A 21,555-nucleotide genomic window follows, 5' to 3' on the forward strand; every position below is an offset into this window, starting at 1 on the left:
ATATCAGGTGTCTACCTAACAGGGGTCAGGTCCCTTATCCAATACTTGCAGCGCCAACTGGAATTGTCTCCAGCCGACCGGCTACCGAAGCTGTTCCACACCTACCCGCACAATCCCATCGTGCCGTTTTCTCGCACAGGAGCACCTGACAGCTGGGGCGAGTTGCCTCTCTGGCGCGTCTAATCTTTGCGGTAGTAGTCGCATTCGTACCCGTCTGCGTCGAGTGTCATGGCGTGGACGAGTAGGTCACGAGCGACTGCTTGGACGATGTTCTCGACGAGTTTCTCGCCGTAGTTCTTCAGCCGCCCCCACTTGCATCCGGTTGTGACACCGCTGTAGGACTCACTTCCAGCACTCCCATGTTCGGGCTAGACGCAGCCTGCGCGGAATCGGCAAGCAAATAGCGAAAGCCAAACGCGCTGTTGACGGCGATATCGCAATCAAGCGCAACCGCTATATCGATCTTTCCGCCCCAAACAAGAAGGTCAACTACGCTCTTGCCGCCAAACACCGAGCCCTAGCCGGAATTAAAGGCTATGAAACCGACCTGACTACTCTTCCCGCTAGTGAGGTTATCGGGCATTACCGCAGGCTATTCAACATTGAAAAGTCGTTTCGGATGTCGAAATCAGACCTGAAAGCACGCCCAATCTACGCCAGGAAACAAGACTCGATCACAGCCCACCTCAACATCGTCATCGCAGCCCTAGCCGTGGCCCACCTGATGGAGACCCGCAGTGGTCAATCCATCAAACGCCTCGTGAGAACACTCAAGAAATACCGCAGCTTTCAACTCGTCGTTGGCGGCGAAACCATCCACGCCGCAGTACCACTACCCCCGGAAATCCAAACCCTCGTCAACACCATCACCACCCCAACCCTTCGGCACTAATTTGAGCCAAGTCAGGTTAGTGTTCGCGTCGCTCCCTGCGGCGCCATTCACGCGTATGGCACCGTAGGGGCGTCGCCAAGCGCCCGCTCCCCCTCTCCGCCCGCCCAGCACCCACCCCAAACACCAACAACCCCCGCCTCCTCACATGGTCTCCCATGTGTGTTTGGAGGTGGGGGTTGTGGTGGTGTCAGTACAGAAACTTAGGCGTTCAACGGCCTAGGAGGTGCCTAGTTGATGCGGCCGGTTTCCTTGCGGTACTGGCGGTAGTAGCGGCGGCCATACTTGACGGAGACGATAGCCAGGATGGCTACGACGACGCTGGCGATGGCGCCCACAATCAGGTTGATCTGGTAGTCAGCACCGGCGGTGCCCTGCGGGTACAGCTTGGTGCCGAAGCCCCAGATCAGGATGCCCAGCGCCGGCAGGATCGAGAGAACCAAGCCCATGCCCACCCAGGTGGAGGTGCGCAGCAAAGAAGAGTGCGGTGCACTGTAAGAAACGGGGTCATATCCCTCGATGTAGGAGTCCTGAATCTTACCGGAGAACTCCGGGTAGGTCTCGCTGTGGTGATCAGCAACTGCCGGGTTGAGGTCGCTCATGGCTGAAACTTTCTCTCGTTCCTGTTAATCCTGTGAATGACTATAGCTTAGTCGTCCTTGCCGCGGAAAGCAGCACGTGCACGTTCGCGGGTAACCGCGGAAACCGCGGTCAGCGGCACACCAGCCGGGCAGACGTCGGCGCACTCGCCGTAGAGCGAGCAGTGGCCGAAGTTCTGCTCCAGATCGTCCACCATGTTGCGTGCGCGGCGTCCACGCTCTTCCTTGCCCAGCGGCATGAGGGAGAGGTGAACCAGCTTGGCGCCGGTGAACAGGTGAGCAGCACCGTTCGGGCAGGATGCCACGCAGGCACCGCAGCCGATGCAGGCGGCGTGATCCAGGGCGTACTCGGAGGTCTCGTGGTTGACGTGCAGGGTGTCAGCGTCCGGAGCGGTACCCGCATCCATGGACACGTAGCCGCCCTGCTCCATGACGTGGTCCAGCTTGGCGCGGTCCACGATCATGTCCTTGATGACCGGGTAGGCAGCGGAGCGGAAAGGCTCCAGCTTGATGGTGTCGCCATCCTTGAACTGGAACAGGCGCTGCTGGCAGGCCGGGGTGTTCTGACCCGGGCCATGCGGGCGACCGTTGACCAGGAGGCCACAGGTACCACAGATGCCCTCACGGCAGTCGGAAGCGAATGCGAACGGCTCGGTGCCGGCCTCAATGAGGCCGTCGTTGACGTGGTCGAGCAGCTCCAGAATGGACATCTGCTCGGCGGCGTCGTCAACCTGCACGGTTTCGAACTTGCCTTCTTGCGTCGGTCCGGCTTGACGCCAGATCTCAAGTGTCAGTTTCATTACTTGTAGTTCCTTGTCATCAGCGGGATCGAATCAAAGTACAGCGGCTCAGCGTGGCGGATGAACTCGCCCTCAGCAGCGCCCGGCTCCCATGCGGAAACGAAGCACCAGTTCTCGTCATCGCGCTCGGCCTCGCCGTCCTCGGAGAGGTGGTCCTCGCGGAAGTGAGCACCACAGGACTCGTCGCGGTCAAGGGCGTCAATACACATGAGCTCACCCAGGTCGATGTAGTCAGCAACGCGCAGACCATACTCGAGGACCTGGTTCATGTCGTTAGCGTCACCAGTGATGCGGACGTTAGCCCAGAAGTCCTTGCGCAGTGCGCGGACCTTCTCGATGGCAACCTTGAGGTCCTCGACATTACGGGACACACCACAGCCCCAGTAGAGGATGTCACCCAGCTGGCGGTGGTAGTACGCCGGGCCGTGCGGATCCTCGCCCTGGATGGACATGAGGCGGTCGATGCGAGCCTGTGCGCGAGCAACGGCGTCGTTAGCCTCGGCGGAATCCTCGGCCAGCTTGGCCTCACCCAGGTGGTGAGCCAGGTAGTTCGGGATAGTGAACGGCAGGGTGAACCAGCCATCAACGGAAGCGGACAGCAGGGAGTTAGCACCCAGGCGGTTCGCACCGTGGTAGGTCCAGGAGCACTCACCGGCGGCGAAGAGGCCGTCGATGGCGGTCATCTCGTTGAAGTCCGTCCACAGGCCACCCATGGTGAAGTGGCAGGTCGGAGCGATACGCATCGGGGTCTCGTAGGCGGACTCACCGATGGCCTCTTCGTACATCTCGATGAGGTTGGAGTAACGCTCGCGGATCTTGTCCTTGCCCAGACGCTCGATGGCGTCGCGGAAGTCCAGGTACACGGAGTTGTGCAGCGGACCAACGCCCAGACCCTTGTTGATCTGCTGGGAAATGGCACGGGAAGCCACGTCACGCGGGACGAGGTTACCGAAGGCCGGGTAGCGGCGCTCTAGGAAGTAGTCGCGCTCCTCTTCCGGAATCTCGTTAGCAGGACGGTCATCGCCCTCCTTGATCGGAGACCAGATGCGGCCGTCGTTACGCAGCGACTCAGACATGAGGATGGTCTTGGACTGCCACTCGGAATTGACCGGCAGGCCGGTCGGGTGGAACTGGATGAATGCCGGGGAAGCCAGGTAAGCACCAGCCTCGTACGCACGCATCATGGCGCCAGCGTTGGAGTTCTTAGCCAGCGTGGACATGTGGTAGACGTTGCCGTAACCGCCGGTACCGAGGATGACTGCGTGGCCGGTGAAGGCCTTGAGCTCGCCGGTGATGAGGTTACGGGTCACAATGCCGCCGGCACGCTTGGTGCCGTTGTCGTTGTAGGTGATGACGTCCTGCATATCGTGGTGAGCGAAGAGCTCCACGTTGCCCAGGCCAATCTGGCGGTACAGCGCAGAAGTGGTGGACAGCTGCAGCTGCTGGCCTGTTTGACCACGGGTGTAGTAGGTGCGGGAGACCTGCACGCCACCGAAGGAACGGGTAGCCAGGGTGCCGCCGTACTCGCGAGCGAACGGAGCGCCGATGGCGTTCATGTGGTCGATGACGCGGATGGACTCATAAGCCAGGCGCCAGCAGTCGGACTCGCGGCAGCGGTAGTCGCCGCCCTTGACGGTGTCCTTGGTGTGGCGGTAGGCGGAGTCGTTATCCACCTTCTTGTGGCGGGAAGAGTTCACACCACCCTGCGCAGCAATGGAGTGCGCGCGACGCGGGGAATCGTGGTAGGTGAAGACCTTCACCTTGTATCCCAACTCGCCGAGGGCAGCCGCAGCGGAACCAGCAGCCAGGCCGGTACCGACGACGATGATTTCGAACTTGCGGCGGTTCAGCGGGGAGACCAGCTCCATGTGGTCCTTCTGGTAGCTCCACATGTCCTTCATCGGGACGCCGTGCGGCTCGTGGGACTCCAGGATGCGGCCCGGCTTGACACCCGGGACGATGGACTGCGGGTGCGAGAAGTTCGGGTGCTCGCGCTTGAGTTCAGTATTCGCGTTAGTCATGGGTTCAAAACTCCTTTAGCTGACCCAGCCCAGGGCGACGGACAACGGCATAACGATGTTTGCCAGGCACACGACGGCCGGGACGATGTACGCCAGGATGACAAAGACCTCGCGCCACTTAGCACCGGTAATGCCCAGGTCGGAAGCCGCAAGGCGGATGCCGTGGGTCAGGTGCAGGAAGAGGCAGAGCATGGCAACGATGTAAATGATGGTCACCGGCCAGCGGGAGAAGGTAGCGATCATGTTGGCCTTCACTTCGCCATGAGCGAAAGCCTCCGGAGCGATCGGCTGAACACCCATCGTCAGGTCCAAGATGTGGAAGACGATGAACAGGAGCAGCACGACGCCGGTCACCAGCATGGTCTTCGTTGCGAAGGAATCCATGCCGCCCATCAGGTTGGTGCGCTTGAACTTACCGCGGGATGCCTTGGAGCGAGCGGTCAGCGCAAAGGCGCCGTAAATGTGGGCGATCACGCACGCCAGCAAGACGATGCGGATGATCCACAGAAGGTGCCCGCTCGGAATCAGCGGATCACCCATGCTGCGCAGGAATGCGCCGTAGGCATCGATGGCTTCCTCGCCATTGTGGGCCGGCAGGTAGAGCTTCAAGTTGCCGGCCATGTGTCCTACAACGAACAGCGCGAAGAACAGACCGGTAATTGCCATCGTCAGTTTCAAAGCCCAGGACGGAATTCCTGGCTTAGGACGAATCGTTTCATTAGTAATGCGGCCGTGAGCAAGGGCTTCACGGTCAGGATTTTTTACAGACATGACACCTCCATTGTCGCCCTTACCTTACGCAGGACTGCGCGCTGACCACTACTTATCCCTTTGCTTTTAACGCCCCCTCCCCCACCTACAGGCCCCTGACAGAAATGAGTTAAGGCAAGGGTTGCCTTAAGTGTCCCCCGACTTATGCCGGTCTACCTTGATCACTTCGCTTTACGCAATATTAACCTTGCGAAAACATTTCGCGGTTGAGACTTTTGTCACAGGGTGTGACTCGAGTGACGACCCTACCCCTTTAGGTGTCAAACTTTCGCTTGGTACACACCCCTCACCGCCCCTTCACGCCCCGCTAACACCCCCACTTCGCAGCGAAGTTAAAATGCTTCACACATTCCTTGCAAAACTATTGTTATGACCGAAAGGCACTAGGTAACCTAGCTCACATGAGCAAGACATACGTAGGTTCGCGCCTGCGCCAGCTGCGCCGCGAACGTGATCTCAGCCAAGCCTCCCTCGCCGCTACGCTGGGGCTTTCCGCTAGTTACGTTAATCAGATTGAACATGACGTACGCCCCCTCACCGTTCCGGTCTTGCTTAGGATTACTGAAGCATTTGGTGTGGATGCCACTTTCTTTTCCCGTGACGATGACTCGCGGCTACTCGCCGAGATTCAAGATGTCGTCCAGGACCAAGAAATCTGCCCCTCCCCCGTGGAATTACAGGAATTGTCCGAACTGGTTTACAACCACCCCACCGTTGCGCGCACGCTCGTCGACATTCACCGCCGCTACCGCAATATCCGCGACAAGCTTTCCCTCGCCACCGATACCCGCCGCTCCGACGGCAACCAGGCGCTGTCCATGCCGCACGATGAGGTTCGGGATTTCTTCTATGCCCGCCAGAATTATCTCGATGAGTTAGATCAGCATGCAGAGGCGATCTCCGCGGAGCTCGACGTCGTCCCCTTCCACATCCGCGACATCGAACAGGCTCTGGACGACAGACTCACCACCCAGCACGGCGTGGAGATCCTCACCACCGATCGCATGGATGGCACGCTGCACCGCTTCGACAAGGACAGCGGGACCCTTCGCCTTGCCAGCCGGCTGAGCGTCGGCCAGCGCGCCTTCCGCATGGCAGCTGAGCTTGGCTTCCTCGAAGCGGGCGCGCTTTTCGACGAGCTCGTGGAGGAAGAACCGTTTACTTCAGAGGCCTCCATCAACTTGGCCAAGCGGGGTATCGCCAATTATTACGCTGCGGCCACGCTCCTCCCGTATGGCCTCATCCATAGCGAAGCCGAACAGTCGGGGTACGACGTGGAATACCTCTGCAATGTCTTCGGAGTGGGCTACGAGACGATTGCCTCCCGCCTCTCCACGCTGCAGCGCCCCAACAAGCGCGGCATCCCCTTTACCTTCGTGCGCGTTGACCGCGCCGGCAACATGTCCAAACGCCAATCCGCCACCGGCGTGCACTTCTCCAACTCCGGCGGCACCTGCCCCCTATGGAATGTGTACGAGTCCTTCTCACACCCCAACACCATTTCCCGCCAGTTGGCGCAGATGCCAGATGGGCGCAATTACCTATGGATCTCACGAACGGTGAGCTACCCACAAGGCCGTTTTGGGGATACGAACAAGCTCTTTTCCATCGGTCTGGGCTGCGAGGCACGCCATGCTAATCGCACCGTGTACGCCCAGGGGCTAGACCTCAATGCCCTTTCCGCCGCCACTCCCATTGGCGCCGGCTGCCGCACCTGCCCGCGCCAGAATTGCTCCCAGCGGGCATTTCCCGCCATTAACGAACAGCTTGTCGTCGACGCCCACCGCTCTGCAGTGGCACCCTATTAACTAAAGCTAGTTAACGGCGTAATCGCGCAGGTTTTAAATCATCCATCTTTACGCCGTTAACGCAGATGAATCTTAAAAGCTGGGGAGCACTCTCCATCGAGCGAAAGCCTCCGAAGAAAGATACTGAAGCAAGAAAGGGGCCTACTTAGTGCGATGAGCTGGAATTATGACCCAAACCCTCGGCGCTATACATTGTCCTACAAGCCCCACCCCATGGTTTTCATTGCCAAATCTGATGGATTTTCCCGACTCGGTTGTTCTATCATGGTCAGCGACCGATAATCACCAACAGAAAGGATTATTATTATGTCCAGCTTTGGCGAGAACTTCCTTGGCCAGATCCAGAAGCTCGTGCTGACGATCGTCAACGCACCGTTCGCACTGTCTTCCAAGCTCTTCGGCTAAGGCCAGTCGCGCTTCGGCGCTAAAACCAACACTCCCCCTCACCGCCACCGATTCACGTCGATGGGATGAGGGGGAGTGTTCTTGTTTTAGCTCTTAGAGGTTAATCATGTGGCCGCCGATACCCTCGGCCGCTTCCTTCATAGCCTCGGACAGCGTCGGGTGAGTGTGAACGTTGCGTCCGATCTCCTCTGCGGTGAGATCGAAGCGCTGCGCCAGGGTCAGCTCCGGCAGCAGCTCGGACACGTTCGAGCCCACCATGTGGCCGCCAATAAGCTCACCGAACTCGCCGTCAGCGATGAGCTTGACGAAGCCCGCGGTCTCATTCAGACCCGCTGCCTTACCGTTAGCGGAGAACGGGAAGGTCGCAACCTTGATGTCGCGGTCAGCGAACTTCTCACGAGCCTGCTCCTCGGTGTAGCCGAAGGAGGCCACCTGCGGGTTGCAGAAGGTGGCGCGCGGCATGTTCATGTAGTCACCCAGCAGCTGGGTCTCAGCGCCGGCGATGACCTCAGCAGCCACGACACCCTGCGCCTCGGCCACGTGAGCGAGCTGCAGCTTCGCGGTGACGTCACCGATAGCGTAGATGCCCTCAACGTTGGTGCGCATGTAGTCATCAATAGCGATGGCGCCGCGCTCAGTGAGCTCGACACCGGTGTTCTCCAGGCCGTAGCCCTCGGTGCGCGGGGCGAAGCCGATGGAGACCATGCAGCGATCCACGGTCAGCGTATCGGTCTTGGAGCCGTCCTTGGACTCGACCTCAACGGTGACATTGTCACCGTTATCCGTGATGGCGGTGGTCTTGTAACCAGTCAGGAGCTTCACACCAAGCTTCTTGTATTCCTTGGCGATAGCCTTGGATACATCCTTGTCCTCGTTCGGAAGGACGCGGTCCATGAACTCCACGATGGTCACGTCTACGCCATAGTTGGCCAGAACGTACGCAAACTCCATACCGATGGCGCCTGCGCCAACGATGACCATGGAATCCGGGGCCTCATCGCTGAGGATCTGCTCCTCGAAGGACACGATGTTGCCGCCGATTTCCACGCCCGGAAGGGAACGGACGACGGAGCCGGTGGCGATAATGCAGTTGTCAAAGGTAACGGTCTTACCCTTGTCATCGCCCTCGGTAATCTCGATGGTCTTGGCGTCCTTGAAGGAGCCGAGGCCATTGATCTCCGTAATCTTGTTCTTCTTCATCAGGTAGTGCACGCCCTTGACGATGCCCTCCGAGACCTTGCGGGAGCGCTTGTGCGCAACACCGAAGTCGAAGGAAACATCGCCGGAAATACCAAAGGCCTTCGCCTCATGGTTGAAGGTGTGTGCAACTTCAGCGTTCTTAAGAAGAGCCTTGGACGGGATGCAGCCCACGTTGAGGCAAACACCGCCCCAGTACTGCTTCTCAATAACGGCAACCTTCTTGCCCAGCTGGGCAGCGCGGATGGCGGACACGTAGCCGCCGGGGCCCGCGCCGAGTACTACAACGTCAAAATGTTCATTAGTCACGCCCTATAGGATACGTAACTTTGTGCCCGCTGTCCCACCACCCCCATGCTGTGCTCTCGTATCAGTCCATAACATTCCTGATACGCAAGCCACAGTGCACTGATGCGTAGAGGGCACACAACGCACAAAATAACCCCCAACCACCCGAGGGGGCGATTAGGGGGAGAGAAACGTGGGGCCGCACGCCCCGCAGCTGTTTAGTAAAGACCCCAATCCAGGGCGATCTTGGAGGAAGTAGAGGAGCCGGAGTGAGCGAACTGGCCCAGCACCTGGTTGATGGAAACGAGGATGGTGTCAAAGAGGTTCATTCTTCTTCTTTCTGTTGGTCTTCTAGCAGCCTTCACGGCCTCGTGCGATGTCACTATGCGGCACTGCCACCTTCTGCCTTGCAGGACGGCCGCCGCAGTAACGGTCTCCGCATCTGGTTCGACTAACGAATAGGCCGGACATTGCGTTACATAGCCCACGTTAACGCACGGAAAGATTATGACACGGTTTCCACTTCAATACCACCATTAACTTTAATATCTTGGTATGTTTAAACACGTTACCCTTATCTTGGGGTGCTGAAATTCCCATCTACCAGCACTATTGCCCATCTCATGGGTGGCGTGTCCGGAGCATCTTTTACACTTGCCCCTACATTTCCGCTCATCACTTAGAAAGCGAGATTCTATGAAGATTGCGCGCTCTCTCACGACGCTTGCGGCAGCCACTGCCCTAGCACTTGGCGCCGTAGCATCCCCTACCGCGGGCGCATCCGAGGTCACCCCGGAACAAATCCGCGGTGATGCCACACCGTCCACCATTTCCGAGCTCGACATCTACGGGGAGATTGAAAAGTACCTGCCCAAGGACTCCGCCGGAAACCCGTCGCCCTCCCGCCAAGAATATGAAGACGCCATTGGTAAGAACGTCACTTTTAAGGACGTTGACGTCAATGAGATCCCGGACAGCAAGCAGTGGATGGGCTACGTCCTGAAATACCCGGACTACCGTCAGAGCGTCAAGGCCCTCAATGCCACCGCACCAGCGATGGACCGCACCGTCCCTCTTGCAGTAATTACCCCAGACGGCACCTTTGATTCTTCCCGCCCCACCCTTTATCTACTCAACGGTGCTGGCGGTGCCGAGCAGGGCATGGACTGGCTGATAGCCACCACGCGCGAAGACTTGGATCCCAACAAGGAGGGCACCCAAGAACTCGATGACTACTACGGTGACCGAAACGTCAACGTCGTCATCCCGCAGGCAGGCGCATTCTCCTACTACACCGACTGGGTTACCAGCCCGGACCGCAGCTACCTCAAGGGCCCGCAGAAGTGGGAGACCTTCCTCACCAAGGAGCTACCGGGACCGCTGGAGAAGCACATCAACGCCAACGGCAAGCGCGGCATCGCAGGCATGTCCATGTCTGCTACCTCATCGCTCGTCTTGGCCCAGCACAACCCCAACTTCTATGACGCTATCGGGTCCTTCTCTGGCTGTGCGGCCACCTCGACTCCACTGCCGAACTTCTACACGCAGCTGACCGTGAATCGTGGCGGTGGAAGCACCGAGCAGATGTGGGGACCGATGGGCGGTGACTACAACCGCTACAACGATGGACTCATCAACGCCACAAAGAACAACATGGGTAATTCCCAGGTCTACGTCTCCGCTAACTCGGGGTTTGCCGGAATGAACGATTTGGGTTCGTCCAGGATTGAAAAGCAAGGCCTGGCCGGAGCCTTGAAGTCCTCCTCCACCCTGGTGGTGGAAGGCGGCGTCATCGAGGCAGCGATGAATGCGTGCACCCACGACCTGCAGGCAAAACTGCAGCGCGAAGGTGTCAAAGCGGATTTCAACCTGCGCAATACCGGTACCCACTCCTGGCCGGGCTGGTTCGATGACATCAACTCCTCCTGGCCCACCTTCGCTCGTGCCTTTGGTCTGCCGGTGGAGCCGGTCTCCACGCGGGCGTCGGAAAGCGCGGTGAACACGGACGCTAACGCCAAAGCTGAGGATGCCGATAAGCAGAATATGGAAGAGGCCGAGAACGATCCCAAGACCCCGGCCGACTCCCGGCCAGTAGCCCCTGAGGCCATCGAACAGTAAGCTCAACTCGCCATATTGATTGTTAAATAAGGAACGTAATGAAGCGTCTTAGCTCTCTCCTCGCCGCCGGCGCGCTCTGCGCTGCCGCGCTTATCAGCCCCGTTGCGGGTGCGGCCACCATCACCCCGCAGCAGGTTGCGGGTGACACGCCGCTGTCCACCATCTCGGACTTGAACGTCACCCCGGAGGTGCAGAGCCAGAAGTGGTACGAGCACTTCAAAGATGACGCCCGCGTTCTCAAGCTGGAGGCTACGTCACCGGCCATGAACGGCCGCGCGATTCCGCTGGCTGTTATCCCTGCTAAGAACCCGGACCGCCCGACCTTGTACCTGCTCAACGGCGCCGGTTCCGCGGAGCAGGACTCCGATTGGCTGTACATGTCCGATGCCGTGGACTTCTACGCGGACAAGGACGTCAACGTTGTCGTTCCGCAGGCAGGTGCTTTCTCCTACTACACCGACTGGCTGGAGGAGCCCAACGGCAAGTACCTCAAGGGCCCACAGAAGTGGGAGACCTTCCTGACCAAGGAGCTGCCTGGCCCGCTGGAGTCTCGCCTGAACGCAAGCAACAAGCGCGCCATTGCCGGCATGTCCATGTCCGCAACGTCTTCCCTGCTGCTGGCGCAGCACAACCAGGGCTTCTATGACGCGGTTGGCTCCTTCGCCGGCTGCGCCGCAACCGCCTACCCCACGGAGTACCAGTTCCTGCGCCTCACCGTGAACCGCGGCGGCGGAGAACCGGAACAGATGTGGGGCCCGATGGGCGGTGACTACAACCGCTACAACGATGCCCTGATGAACTCCGAGAAACTGCGCGGCACCAAGCTGTACATTTCCTCCGCATCGGGCTTCGCGGGTGAGCAGGATACCCCGTCCTACTACATGAACAAGGGCTACAGCCCGCTGGCCGCCTACGCGGGTTCGGCACAGCTGCAGGTTGAGGGCGGCATCATCGAGGCCGCGGTCAACCACTGCACCCATATGCTCAAGGCCAAGCTGGATAAGCAGAACATTCCAGCCACCTACAACTTCCGCAACGTGGGCACGCACTCCTGGCCGGGCTGGCGCGAGGACCTGGTGAAGTCCTGGCCCACCTTTGAGGAAGCTTTCAACTCCTAAAAAGTGAGCGGAGCGTGTCGCCCCACGGTCTGGCGCGGCGTGCTCGCTCCCCTGGCTTCGGATAACCCAGACAGGGCGGTAGGATAGCGGCATTATGAAGCTGCTTTCTACCGCCCTTTCGCATATCTCCGCCGCTCGCGACCGCGCTGCACTTACTCGGGATAGCTACACGAGGGTGGATTTCAACCTCGGCTTCGAGGTCACCCACTATGACTTGGACCTGACCTACCGCGTGGAACCCAACATGCTGCAGGGCGAAGCCATCCTCCACATTCGCGCGCTGGAGGACTTTGACAAACTCACGCTTGACCTCGGGGGCGCCATGGTGGCTCGCCGCATCACGGCGAAACACGCACCCCGCGTGGCCAAGTTTCGCCTGTCCGCCGGCAAACTGCGGCTGACCTTTGCCGACACCATCGTGGAGAACCAAGAGTTTGAGCTGCACATTCGCTATGGCGGCTCGCCGCGGCCACTGCGCACTCCGTGGGGTGAAATCGGCTGGGAGGAAACAGATTCCGGCTCCCTGGTGGCCAGCCAACCCAACGGTGCACCCAGCTGGTTCCCCTGCGATGACACCCCGTCGGAAAAGGCCACCTACGATATTCGCATCACCGCTGACGATCCTTTCGTGGTGATTTCCAACGGCAAGCTGGTCTCCCGCCGCAGCGCAGGCGGTTCCATGACGCGCTGGCACTACCGCGTCAAGCACCCTATGGCCACGTACCTCGCCACGGTGCAGATCGGCGAATACTCAGAGATTGACCTGGGCCGAGACGTCCGCGCTTGGGCGCCGGCTCGCCTGAAGCAGGTAGTCCTCGAAGAGTTCGCCCAACAGCAGGAAATGCTGGACTTCTATTCCTCGCTCTTCGGCCACTACCCTTTCCCCGACTACCAAGTGGTCATCACCGATGATGAGCTGGAGATCCCGCTGGAGGCCCAAGGCCTGTCCATTTTCGGATCCAACCACGTCAAGGGCGACCACCTCTTTGAGCGACTCATCGCCCACGAGCTGTCCCACCAGTGGTTCGGCAACTCCGTGGGCCTTAGTGAGTGGAAGGATATCTGGCTCAACGAAGGTTTTGCCTGCTACTGCGAGTGGCTGTGGTTCGAGCACGCGCATGGCCGCCCGGTGCATGAATCGGCGCGTTCGCACTATCAAGTGCTCGCACGCAAGAAGCAGGACATCGTGCTCGGTGATCCGGGCACGCGCGACATGTTCGATGACCGCGTCTACAAGCGCGGCGCGCTGACTGTTCACGCACTTCGCCGCCTCGTGGGCGATGAGGTCTTCTTCCGCACGGTCCGGGATTACCTCACCGCATCCCAGCACTCCGTGGTCACCCCGGAGGATCTCATCAGCCGTGTGAAGAAGGAAGCGACAGATCCTTCTGCGGTCGATGCTTTGTTGGACGAGTGGCTCAACCACACCGCGCTGCCCAAGTTCCCGGTCTAGACTTGTTCACCATGCGCAGGATGCTTGTTACCGGCGGTGCCGGCTTTATTGGTGCAAACTTCGTGAGGCTCGTAGCCCAGCAACGGCCCGACGTGGACATCACCGTCTTGGACAAGCTCACCTACGCGGGCAACCGCGCCAACCTTGACGGCGTGGACGCCACCCTGGTGGTGGGGGACGTGGCGGATGAGGGGGTCGTCGACAAGCTCGTGGCCCAGGCCGATACCGTGGTGCACTTCGCGGCGGAATCCCACAATGACAACTCTTTGCGGGATCCTTCGCCCTTCCTCCGCTCCAACGTCATGGGCACCTTCGTGCTGCTGGAGGCCTGCCGCCGCCACGATGTGCGCCTCCACCATGTTTCCACCGATGAGGTTTTTGGTGATTTGGAGATTGGCGCCGATACCTACTTCACGGAGGAGACACCGTATAACCCGTCGTCGCCCTATTCGGCCACGAAGGCCGGCTCGGATCACCTAGTGCGTGCATGGGTACGCAGTTTTGGGCTGCGGGCAACCATTTCGAATTGCTCCAATAATTACGGCCCTTACCAACACATTGAGAAATTCATCCCGCGGCAGATCACCAACCTGCTTCTGGGCCAGCCCGCCAAGCTTTATGGCACGGGCGAGCAGGTGCGGGATTGGATTCACGTGGATGATCACAACGAGGCGGTGCTTGCCATCCTGGACCGCGGGCGCATCGGTGAGACCTATAACATCGGCGCCGATCAGGAGGATACGAATAACCGCCAGGTCATCGAGATGATCTGTGAGCTGTTGGGTGCTACTGACGACGGCCGCGCGAACTACATCCACGTGGCGGACCGCCCGGGCCATGATCAGCGCTACGCCATGGATGCCAGCAAACTGCGCCGCGAGCTGGGCTGGAGCCCGCGCTACACGGATCTGCGCGAGGGCTTGGCTGCCACCATTGAGTGGTACCGCGCCCACGAGGACTGGTGGCGCCCAGGCAAGGAAGAAGTCGAAGCCAACTACGCGAAGCAAGGACAGTAAATTTCCATGAAGGTGCAGTCAACGGCCATTGAGGGCCTGCTCATTGTGGAGCTCGACGTCCACGGGGATAACCGCGGCTGGTTCAAGGAGAACTGGCAGCGTGAGAAGATGGTGGCGGCAGGTTTGCCGGACTTCCAACCGGTGCAGAATAATGTCTCCTTCAATGCGGAGAAGGGGGTTACGCGCGGGCTGCACGCGGAGCCCTGGGACAAGCTCGTCTCCGTGGCTTCCGGCCGGGCCTTCGGTGCGTGGTGCGATCTGCGCGAGGGCTCTGCCACCTTCGGGCAGCTGGTGACCCACGAGCTGCGCGAAGACGTGGCGGTCTTCGTGCCGCGCGGCGTGGCCAACGGTTTCCAGGCGCTGGAGGCCTGCGCCTACTCCTACCTGGTCAATGACCACTGGTCCCCGGATGCGGACTACACCTGCGTCAACCTCAACATGGTGGACTGGCCGCTGGAGCCGACGGAGATCTCCGACAAAGACAAGGCACACCCCGCGCTTGCCGACGTCTCCCCCATGCCCCCGCGCCGCATCCTGGTCACCGGCGCCAACGGGCAGCTGGGCCGCGCTTTAAAGAAATTCCTGCCCACCGCTGGTCTGGGCGCGGTGGAGTTCTGTGGGCACGAGGATCTCGATATCACCAACCCGCCTGCCCGCCCGTGGAAGCAGTATTCCGCCATCATCAACTGCGCGGCTTATAACGATGTCAACGGTGCGGAGGACGATCGCGCCGCGGCCTGGACGGTCAACGCTTCCGCCCCGGCGAAGCTCGCGCGCATTGCGGCGGAGAATAACCTGACCTTGGTGCACGTCTCCAGTGATTACATCTTCGATGGCTCTAACGAGGTCCACTCCGAGGATGAAATGCCTTCCCCGCTGTCGGCCTATGGGGCATCGAAAGCCGCGGGCGATACCGCCGCCCAGACCGCCCCGCGCCACTATGTCATCCGTACCTCGTGGGTCTTCGGCGATGGAGCCAACTTCATGGCCACGATGCGCTCGCTGGCGGCTAAGGGGGTCAAGCCCTCCGTCATCCATGATCAGCGCGGGCGCCCCACTTTCGCCGAGGACCTGGCCAAGGGCATCATCCACTTGCTCAAGACCGAAGCCGAGTACGGCGTGTACAACATCTCCAACTCCGGTGATGCGGTGGGACGCGATGAAATCGCCATGGCCGTCTTCACCGGCGTGGGCCAAGATCCCGCCAGTGTCACGCCGGTCAGCACCGAGCAGTACCGCGAGATCGCCGGGCCCGAAGCTCCCCGCCCGCAGGAGTCCACCTTCGACCTGTCCAAGATTGAAGCCACCGGCTTTAAGCCGATGAATTGGCGGGCCGCTTTGGCGCTTTACCTGGGCTTTTACCCGGCATAACACTTAACATAACACTTAGCTTCCCAGGTGTTATGTTGAGTGGGAAGTTGAGTGTTATGTTCGCCAGCCCGCGCCGCCGCAGCCCGGCGCGGGACCCCTCCGTTAAGCTTGAAGCCCATGAAGGGCATCATCCTCGCTGGCGGTTCAGGGACCCGCCTCTACCCCATCACCAAGGGCATCTCGAAGCAGCTCATGCCCATCTATGACAAGCCGATGGTCTACTACCCTCTGACCACCCTGATCCAGGCCGGCATACGCGAGATCCTCATCATCACCACCCCAGAAGACCAGGCCGCCTTCCAACGCCTGCTTGGCGACGGCTCCCAACTAGGCCTCATGCTGCACTACGCGGTCCAACCCCGGCCCGAAGGTTTGGCCCAGGCCTTCCTCATTGCGGAGGACTTCATCGCCGAGGATGACGTGGCCCTCGTTTTGGGTGACAACATCTTTGACGGCCACGGCTTCTCCACGGCGCTGAATGAGTGCAGCCACCCGGGCGGCGGCATCATCTTTGCCTACGAGGTCTCCGATCCGCAGCGCTATGGTGTTGTCGAGTTTGATGAGTCTGGCCAAGCCCTGTCCATCGAGGAAAAGCCCGCCGCGCCCAAATCCAACCACGCCGTGGTGGGCTTGTATTTCTATGACAATTCCGTGGTGGAGATTGCCAAGTCCATTACGCCCAGCGCACGCGGGGAGTTAGAAATCACCACCGTCAACGAGGAATACCTGCGCCGCGGGCAGCTGCGCGTCAAACGCTTGCAGCGCGGTGATGTCTGGCTGGACACCGGCACGGTGGACTCCATGAGTGAGGCCTCGGCCTACGTGGAGGTGATGCAAAAACGCACCGGCACCGTCATCGGCTCACCGGAGGTTGCCGCCTTCGAGGAGGGCTTCATCGATGCCGCCGCACTCACCGAGCTGGCCGAGCCCCTCCTGAAGTCCGGCTATGGCCGCTATCTCCTGGCCGCTGCCCAAGAGAGCTGAGACCGAGGTGCATTTCGATCAAATAAGGACCGAAAATCGCCCACGGGATCTGGGACCTAATTTGATCGATCCGTACTTGCCAAAGCGTCCCCACGCAGCATCAGAGGCCACCATCACCCAAACGGGCCTAGACGCGTTAAGGTAATCGCATGCCTACTTCATCCTCCCGCCCCACCAGCAATCCCAAGAAATCAGCGCTATCCACCATCAGCCCCGTGGCGTGGGGCCTGTTGGTGCTCGTTGTAGTTCTGGCTATCAGCATCGGCTTCCTGCTGGCAGAGCGCAATTCTTCCGGCGATGCCGGGACTCAAGCGGCGCAGGAGACTTCGACGAGCGCGGCGCCAACCCAAGACCTGGCGAAGGATGCTGACAAGGCCACGCCCGGCACGAAATTCTCCGACGGGAAGGGGGACCCGATGGTATTCGGCCCCGGCGGTGACACCAAGAGCGGCGATATCACGGTGGTTCACCGCAAGAAGGAGGATGATCCTTTCGCCGTGGGCGCAGTGGATGCCCCCGTGGTGATTTCGGAGTTCTCTGATTTCGAGTGCCCGTTCTGCTCCCGCCACGCCAACGTCACTGAGCCAGACCTCCTCAAGAAGTACGTGGAGAAGGGCCTGGTGCGCATCGAGTGGAATGACTTCCCCGTTAACGGTCCTGCCGCCGTCGATGCTGCCAAGGCCGGGCGCGCGGCGGCGGCACAGGGCAAGTTCCAGGAGTTCAAGCACGAGCTCTACACCGCTAGCAAGGACATCAATGGCCACCCAGAATTCGGCATCGAGGACTTCATGAAGTTCGCCGAGAAGGCCGGCGTTGCGGACCTGGATAAGTTCCGCCAGCAGGCCACGGATGATACCTACACCGAGGTCATCGAGAAGGCCACCAGCTACGCCTCCCAGATTGGTATTACGGGCACCCCGGCCTTCGTGGTGGGGGATCAGTTCATTGGTGGCGCGCAGCCACCGGAAGTCTTTGAGCAGACCATCCGGGAACAGCTAGGCAAGGCGGCCAATGGATAAGCCGCCGCTCATCGTGTGGATCTTCATCGCGCTCGTCGTTCTGACCGCGTTCTTAGGCGGCTATGCAGTGGGGGTGAGCGTATGAGTATCGGAGTTTTTGGCGCCGTCATCGCCGGCGTGTTGACTTTGATCAGCCCCTGCTCAGCGCTGTTGGTGCCAGCCTTCTTTGCCTATGCCTTTGAGTCGCAGCGCCAGCTGCTGCTGAAAACCCTGGTCTTTTTCTTAGGCCTGTGCACCACGCTCGTTCCCATCGGCATGGGTCTGGCTGCAATCCTCGCACAATACCGCGGCCAGGTCATCACGGTGGCGGGCTGGATCATCATCGCGCTGGGGATCTTTACCGCCTTGGGCGGTGGTTTCCGCATCCCCGGCATGGATACCCTGTCCGGTAAGGCGAGGGGAAAGGTGTTTCTGCTCGGCGCGGTCTATGGCTTTGCGGGCTTTTGCGCGGGCCCACTCTTAGGCGCTGTGCTCACCACGGCTGCTGCGTCCGGCAGCGCGCTCTACGGCGGGATCATCATGGTGGCGTATGCCGCTGGCATGGCCGCACCGCTCTTTGTTCTGGCGGCGCTGTGGGAGCGCCTCAATGTGGGCTCGTGGTCCTGGCTGCGCGGACGCGAGGTGGTCCTCGGCCCCGTGCGCACGAACACCTTGTCCATTGTGTCGGGCGCGTTTTTCGTGCTCATCGGCGCGCTATTCATTGCCAGCTATGGCACCGCAACCTTGCCCGCAGTCTTGAGCACGGATGCGCAGTTCGCGGTGCAAGAAAAAGCCCGCGCTTTCAGCGCGGGCGTAGCGGACGCGTGGGTATGGTTCGGGCTCTCACTTGCCGCCACGGTGGTGGCAGGCATCAAGGCTGCCCGCACCCCGGCCTAGTAGCCGCGTGCGATGTATTCGTCGATACGCGCAGCCTCAGCACCAATGGTGGTCTCGTCGCCGTGCCCCGGCAGGACGCGGGTCTCCGGCGGAAGGTTCAGCACTCGGTTGCGCAGGGACTCGATGATGACGTCGAAGTCGGAGTACTTGCGGCCGGTGGCACCGGGCCCGCCGTTGAAGAGGGTATCTCCCGACAGAAGCGTGGCTTCGTCCGCGATGTAGAGCACCACGCACCCTGGCGAGTGACCAGGCGTGTGGAAGACCACGAAGTCACTATCGCCCACGGTGAATAGCTGGTTATCCTCCAGCGGCACGAAGGTCGCATCCTCGTGGGTTTCCTCCCACAGGGGACGGTCATCCGGGTGCAGGTACACGGACACACCGAAGTGCTCAGCCACCTGGGGGGCGAGCTCGCAGTGGTCGTTGTGCGCGTGGGTGAGGATAACGCCCTTGACGGTGCGCTTTCCTACCTCGTCGATGACGCGCTCGGCGTCGTGGGAAGGATCGACGATGTAGCACTCGGCGTCGCTTGACGCGCCGCCTGCGGCCAGGATGTAGACGTTATTGTCCACGTCCCACTCACCGCCATCCAGGCGGAACTTTCCTGAGGTTACAAACTGTTCGATAATCATTTACAGCTCCACTACGGATCGAAGTACCTTGCCAGCCTTCATGGTAGCGAAGGCCTCCTCCACGTCGTCGAGGCCAACACGCTCGGTGACGAAGTCCTGCAGCGGGAAGCGGCCCTGCAGGGAGAGGTCAACGTACATGGGGAAGTCACGCTCCGGCAGGCAGTCGCCGTACCAGGAGGACTTGAGGGAACCGCCGCGGCCGAAGAAGTCGATGGCTGGGACGTCGAAGCGGCTGGTGAGGTTCGGAACGCCCACCATGACCATGCGGCCGGCCAGGTCGCGGGAGTAGAAGGCCTGGCGGGTGGTGGCTGGGATGCCCACGGCATCGATAGCCACGTCGGTACCGAAGCTATCGGTGAGCTCACGGACTGCCTCGATGACCTCGTCCTCGGACTTGTCCTTCGCCGCGATGGTGTGGGTCGCACCGAACTGCTTGGCCAGCTCCAGCTTGTCCGGATCCAGGTCCACGGCGATGACCTTCGAGGCACCCGCCAGCACCGCGCCGGCGATGGCTGCCATGCCGACACCACCGCAGCCGAAGACCGCGACGGACTCGCCGCGCTTGACGTCACCGGTGTTGACCGCAGCACCCAAGCCTGCCATCACGCCACAGCCCAACAGGCCCGCGGCGGCCGGGTCTGCCTCCGGATTGACCTTGGTGCACTGACCTTCATGAACCAGGGTCTTCTCGGCAAAGGAGCCGATGCCGAGCGCCGGGGTGAGCTCAGTGCCGGCGTCGGCGTCGCCCTCGGCAAGCGTCATGCGAGCGGAGGCATTGTGGGTGTTGAAGCAGTACTTCGGCTCGCCCTTCTTGCAGGCGCGGCACTCGCCGCACACCGCACGCCAGTTCAGGACTACGAAGTCACCGACCTCGACGTGGGTAACAGCATCGCCCACGCGCTCCACGACGCCCGCCGCCTCGTGCCCAAGCAAGAACGGGAAGGCATCCTCGATATCGCCATCGCGGTAGGCCAGGTCGGTGTGGCACACGCCGCAGGCCTGAATCTTGACCACGACGTCGTGCTCGCCCGGAGCGGGTACAACAATGTTCACGGTCTCGACGGGCTCGCCCTTCGCGCGCGCAATCACGCCGCGGACAACCTCCGAGCCTTGCTGGGAGTTATTTTCATTTAGGTTTTCATTAACAGTCATGTCCGCGAGGGTACGCGAAAGGCCCGGGCAACGTTGCCCAGGCCTTAAAGTCATAAGAACGCGTTTCTAGAAGCTTGCGAGATGGTTGGCCACAAACTCGTGACCACGAGCATTGATATGCAGCGGTAGGTTGCCCGGGCCGGCAGAGAAGTCCACCAGACCTGCCCACAGCCGCTTATCGGCATCGGCACACATACCGCGATCCCAGGTCATCGGCTTCATATCCACGAACTCGGTGCCGGTCGCGTGCGCTAGGTCCACCTGCATCCACTGCGTGACGTTTTCATAGCGCTGCACCATCGGCAGGGCCGTAGCATCGGCTGGCTTCGGACCAAAGTGGAGGAGGCAGTAGCGGTCACCGGAGCCGATGGTCGGATAACCCACGATCTGAATGCGGGCATTGGGGGCCGCCGCACGAATCTTGTTGATAATCGGCGCATTTGCGCCAACAAAGCGGGCGCGCATGTCGGCGTCGGAAAGCTGGGCATTGTTATACGTATCGTTAAAGCCGCCCGCATAGAGCACGCGCTGGGTGTCCGGGCTGAGCGCACCGCGGCGGATGGCATCATCGACCTGCGCGTTCATCTGCGGACCCTGAGACATCGAGACCGCACCGGAGCAGGAGAAATCCGCCACCGGCATGCCCAGCTTGGACGCGACGCGCTTGGCGTAGTTATTGCCGGAGGGACAGTCGAGACTCGGGTTGCGGTTAGAGGAGCCAAAGCGCGAGGAGAGGTAAACATCCAGCTGCGGATCCGCCAAAACGGAATCACCAAAGGCGACGAGGTTTCGCTCGCCGGCGGCGGCCTGCGGAGCCTGGGACAGGCCTACTGCCACGAGGAGGGAGGCGCAGAGGGCAGTGATGCGCTGAGTAAACTTCACGTGACTGATGTCCTTTCAAGAAAAGGGTATGTTCTTAACCGAAACCATATTAAACTAAGCTAGCAGTTAATCTTGTGTAACAATAGCAACAACTGTAACAATTTGTCGTTTTAAAAACAGGCGCGTTAGCCGCCTCCCCCGTAACCTTCTACCCCT

Annotated in this window: 18 protein-coding genes and 1 pseudogene; 11 read left to right on the forward strand and 8 right to left on the reverse strand. The window is 60.5% G+C overall.

What is annotated here, in order from left to right; translation table 11 throughout:
* Positions 1 to 183: pseudogene (locus HMPREF2806_RS14030) on the forward strand (hypothetical protein); the annotation flags it as partial.
* 436 nt (positions 184 to 619) lie between these two features.
* Complete coding sequence (locus HMPREF2806_RS14035) at positions 620 to 892, forward strand: hypothetical protein (RefSeq protein WP_369799715.1); 273 nt, start codon at positions 620 to 622, stop codon at positions 890 to 892.
* Positions 893 to 1,119: 227 nt separating this feature from the next.
* Here HMPREF2806_RS14035 and HMPREF2806_RS07740 read toward each other — a convergent pair whose 3' ends face one another.
* Genes HMPREF2806_RS07740 through HMPREF2806_RS07755 form a run of 4 tightly spaced genes read right to left on the reverse strand, consistent with a single transcriptional unit; the run spans position 1,120 to position 5,080 of the window.
* Entirely contained in the window at positions 1,120 to 1,491 is a 372-nt protein-coding gene (locus HMPREF2806_RS07740; RefSeq protein ID WP_049157597.1) for a membrane protein, read from the reverse strand.
* A gap of 47 nt (positions 1,492 to 1,538) precedes the next feature.
* Positions 1,539 to 2,288 (reverse strand): succinate dehydrogenase/fumarate reductase iron-sulfur subunit, encoded by a 750-nt coding sequence (locus tag HMPREF2806_RS07745; protein WP_046647843.1) that lies wholly within the window; start codon positions 2,286 to 2,288, stop codon positions 1,539 to 1,541.
* The gene (locus HMPREF2806_RS07750) at positions 2,288 to 4,309 is read right to left on the reverse strand and encodes a fumarate reductase/succinate dehydrogenase flavoprotein subunit (protein WP_046647844.1); all 2,022 of its coding nucleotides are present in this window, start codon (positions 4,307 to 4,309) and stop codon (positions 2,288 to 2,290) included. The genes HMPREF2806_RS07745 and HMPREF2806_RS07750 overlap by 1 nt, the downstream gene beginning before the upstream one ends.
* A gap of 15 nt (positions 4,310 to 4,324) precedes the next feature.
* Positions 4,325 to 5,080, reverse strand: a complete 756-nt coding sequence (locus HMPREF2806_RS07755) for a succinate dehydrogenase cytochrome b subunit (RefSeq protein WP_046647845.1) — start codon at positions 5,078 to 5,080, stop codon at positions 4,325 to 4,327.
* Between the two features lie 401 nt (positions 5,081 to 5,481).
* On the opposite strand from HMPREF2806_RS07755, the gene ramB reads away from it, so the two are divergent.
* Positions 5,482 to 6,888 carry an acetate metabolism transcriptional regulator RamB gene (gene ramB, locus HMPREF2806_RS07760; RefSeq protein ID WP_046647846.1) on the forward strand — a complete coding sequence of 469 codons (1,407 nt, stop codon included), beginning with the start codon at positions 5,482 to 5,484 and terminating at the stop codon, positions 6,886 to 6,888.
* Positions 6,889 to 7,386: 498 nt separating this feature from the next.
* Here the strand turns inward: ramB and lpdA are convergent, their stop codons facing one another.
* Positions 7,387 to 8,799, reverse strand: coding sequence for a dihydrolipoyl dehydrogenase (gene lpdA, locus HMPREF2806_RS07765; protein WP_070511293.1), 1,413 nt, complete (start codon positions 8,797 to 8,799; stop codon positions 7,387 to 7,389).
* A 675-nt stretch (positions 8,800 to 9,474) separates the two neighbouring features.
* Between lpdA and HMPREF2806_RS07770 the strand changes: the two genes are divergently transcribed.
* The 8 genes from HMPREF2806_RS07770 to HMPREF2806_RS07805 all read left to right on the forward strand — a co-directional run bounded on the left by HMPREF2806_RS07770 (position 9,475) and on the right by HMPREF2806_RS07805 (position 18,733).
* Entirely contained in the window at positions 9,475 to 10,896 is a 1,422-nt protein-coding gene (locus tag HMPREF2806_RS07770; RefSeq protein ID WP_070511291.1) for an alpha/beta hydrolase, read from the forward strand.
* Positions 10,897 to 10,934: 38 nt separating this feature from the next.
* Positions 10,935 to 12,014: an alpha/beta hydrolase gene (locus tag HMPREF2806_RS07775; protein ID WP_070511289.1), complete on the forward strand. Its 1,080-nt coding sequence runs from the start codon at positions 10,935 to 10,937 to the stop codon at positions 12,012 to 12,014.
* A gap of 94 nt (positions 12,015 to 12,108) precedes the next feature.
* Positions 12,109 to 13,467 carry a M1 family metallopeptidase gene (locus tag HMPREF2806_RS07780; RefSeq protein WP_070511287.1) on the forward strand — a complete coding sequence of 453 codons (1,359 nt, stop codon included), beginning with the start codon at positions 12,109 to 12,111 and terminating at the stop codon, positions 13,465 to 13,467.
* 20 nt (positions 13,468 to 13,487) lie between these two features.
* Complete coding sequence (gene rfbB / locus HMPREF2806_RS07785; protein WP_198531327.1) at positions 13,488 to 14,483, forward strand: dTDP-glucose 4,6-dehydratase; 996 nt, start codon at positions 13,488 to 13,490, stop codon at positions 14,481 to 14,483.
* A 6-nt stretch (positions 14,484 to 14,489) separates the two neighbouring features.
* On the forward strand, positions 14,490 to 15,854 hold the full coding sequence (locus HMPREF2806_RS07790; protein ID WP_070517146.1) for a sugar nucleotide-binding protein: 1,365 nt from the start codon (positions 14,490 to 14,492) through the stop codon (positions 15,852 to 15,854).
* A 117-nt stretch (positions 15,855 to 15,971) separates the two neighbouring features.
* Positions 15,972 to 16,838 (forward strand): glucose-1-phosphate thymidylyltransferase RfbA, encoded by an 867-nt coding sequence (gene rfbA / locus HMPREF2806_RS07795; RefSeq protein ID WP_049157609.1) that lies wholly within the window; start codon positions 15,972 to 15,974, stop codon positions 16,836 to 16,838.
* 149 nt (positions 16,839 to 16,987) lie between these two features.
* Positions 16,988 to 17,857, forward strand: coding sequence for a DsbA family protein (locus tag HMPREF2806_RS07800; RefSeq protein ID WP_232745362.1), 870 nt, complete (start codon positions 16,988 to 16,990; stop codon positions 17,855 to 17,857).
* 81 nt (positions 17,858 to 17,938) lie between these two features.
* A complete protein-coding gene (locus HMPREF2806_RS07805; RefSeq protein WP_049157611.1) occupies positions 17,939 to 18,733 on the forward strand; it encodes a cytochrome c biogenesis CcdA family protein in 795 nt (264 codons plus the stop codon).
* Here HMPREF2806_RS07805 and HMPREF2806_RS07810 read toward each other — a convergent pair.
* The 3 genes from HMPREF2806_RS07810 to HMPREF2806_RS07820 form a co-directional block, all read right to left on the reverse strand.
* Entirely contained in the window at positions 18,730 to 19,365 is a 636-nt protein-coding gene (locus HMPREF2806_RS07810; RefSeq protein ID WP_049157613.1) for an MBL fold metallo-hydrolase, read from the reverse strand. The two genes, HMPREF2806_RS07805 and HMPREF2806_RS07810, sit on opposite strands and share 4 nt — an antisense overlap.
* Positions 19,366 to 20,517: an S-(hydroxymethyl)mycothiol dehydrogenase gene (locus HMPREF2806_RS07815; protein WP_049157615.1), complete on the reverse strand. Its 1,152-nt coding sequence runs from the start codon at positions 20,515 to 20,517 to the stop codon at positions 19,366 to 19,368.
* Between the two features lie 66 nt (positions 20,518 to 20,583).
* Positions 20,584 to 21,399, reverse strand: coding sequence for a GDSL-type esterase/lipase family protein (locus HMPREF2806_RS07820; RefSeq protein WP_070517148.1), 816 nt, complete (start codon positions 21,397 to 21,399; stop codon positions 20,584 to 20,586).
* Positions 21,400 to 21,555: the final 156 nt, after the last annotated feature.

Origin of the sequence: Corynebacterium sp. HMSC076G08, assembly GCF_001811515.1 — a bacterium.
In the GTDB taxonomy this organism is placed as follows: domain Bacteria; phylum Actinomycetota; class Actinomycetes; order Mycobacteriales; family Mycobacteriaceae; genus Corynebacterium; species Corynebacterium hiratae.

Excerpts from the sequence above, each read along its gene's own strand:
- HMPREF2806_RS07800 (WP_232745362.1), top strand. The coding sequence starts at position 16,988 with ATGCCTACTTCATCCTCCCGCCCCACCAGCAATCCCAAGAAATCAGCG.
- HMPREF2806_RS07750 (WP_046647844.1), bottom strand. The coding sequence starts at position 4,309 with ATGACTAACGCGAATACTGAACTCAAGCGCGAGCACCCGAACTTCTCG.
- HMPREF2806_RS07775 (WP_070511289.1), top strand. The coding sequence starts at position 10,935 with ATGAAGCGTCTTAGCTCTCTCCTCGCCGCCGGCGCGCTCTGCGCTGCC.
- HMPREF2806_RS07770 (WP_070511291.1), top strand. The coding sequence starts at position 9,475 with ATGAAGATTGCGCGCTCTCTCACGACGCTTGCGGCAGCCACTGCCCTA.
- HMPREF2806_RS07780 (WP_070511287.1), top strand. The coding sequence starts at position 12,109 with ATGAAGCTGCTTTCTACCGCCCTTTCGCATATCTCCGCCGCTCGCGAC.
- rfbB (WP_198531327.1), top strand. The coding sequence starts at position 13,488 with ATGCTTGTTACCGGCGGTGCCGGCTTTATTGGTGCAAACTTCGTGAGG.
- rfbA (WP_049157609.1), top strand. The coding sequence starts at position 15,972 with ATGAAGGGCATCATCCTCGCTGGCGGTTCAGGGACCCGCCTCTACCCC.
- ramB (WP_046647846.1), top strand. The coding sequence starts at position 5,482 with ATGAGCAAGACATACGTAGGTTCGCGCCTGCGCCAGCTGCGCCGCGAA.
- HMPREF2806_RS07755 (WP_046647845.1), bottom strand. The coding sequence starts at position 5,080 with ATGTCTGTAAAAAATCCTGACCGTGAAGCCCTTGCTCACGGCCGCATT.
- HMPREF2806_RS07815 (WP_049157615.1), bottom strand. The coding sequence starts at position 20,517 with ATGACTGTTAATGAAAACCTAAATGAAAATAACTCCCAGCAAGGCTCG.
- HMPREF2806_RS14035 (WP_369799715.1), top strand. The coding sequence starts at position 620 with ATGTCGAAATCAGACCTGAAAGCACGCCCAATCTACGCCAGGAAACAA.
- HMPREF2806_RS07790 (WP_070517146.1), top strand. The coding sequence starts at position 14,490 with ATGAAGGTGCAGTCAACGGCCATTGAGGGCCTGCTCATTGTGGAGCTC.
- HMPREF2806_RS07740 (WP_049157597.1), bottom strand. The coding sequence starts at position 1,491 with ATGAGCGACCTCAACCCGGCAGTTGCTGATCACCACAGCGAGACCTAC.
- HMPREF2806_RS07745 (WP_046647843.1), bottom strand. The coding sequence starts at position 2,288 with ATGAAACTGACACTTGAGATCTGGCGTCAAGCCGGACCGACGCAAGAA.
- HMPREF2806_RS07805 (WP_049157611.1), top strand. The coding sequence starts at position 17,939 with ATGAGTATCGGAGTTTTTGGCGCCGTCATCGCCGGCGTGTTGACTTTG.
- HMPREF2806_RS07810 (WP_049157613.1), bottom strand. The coding sequence starts at position 19,365 with ATGATTATCGAACAGTTTGTAACCTCAGGAAAGTTCCGCCTGGATGGC.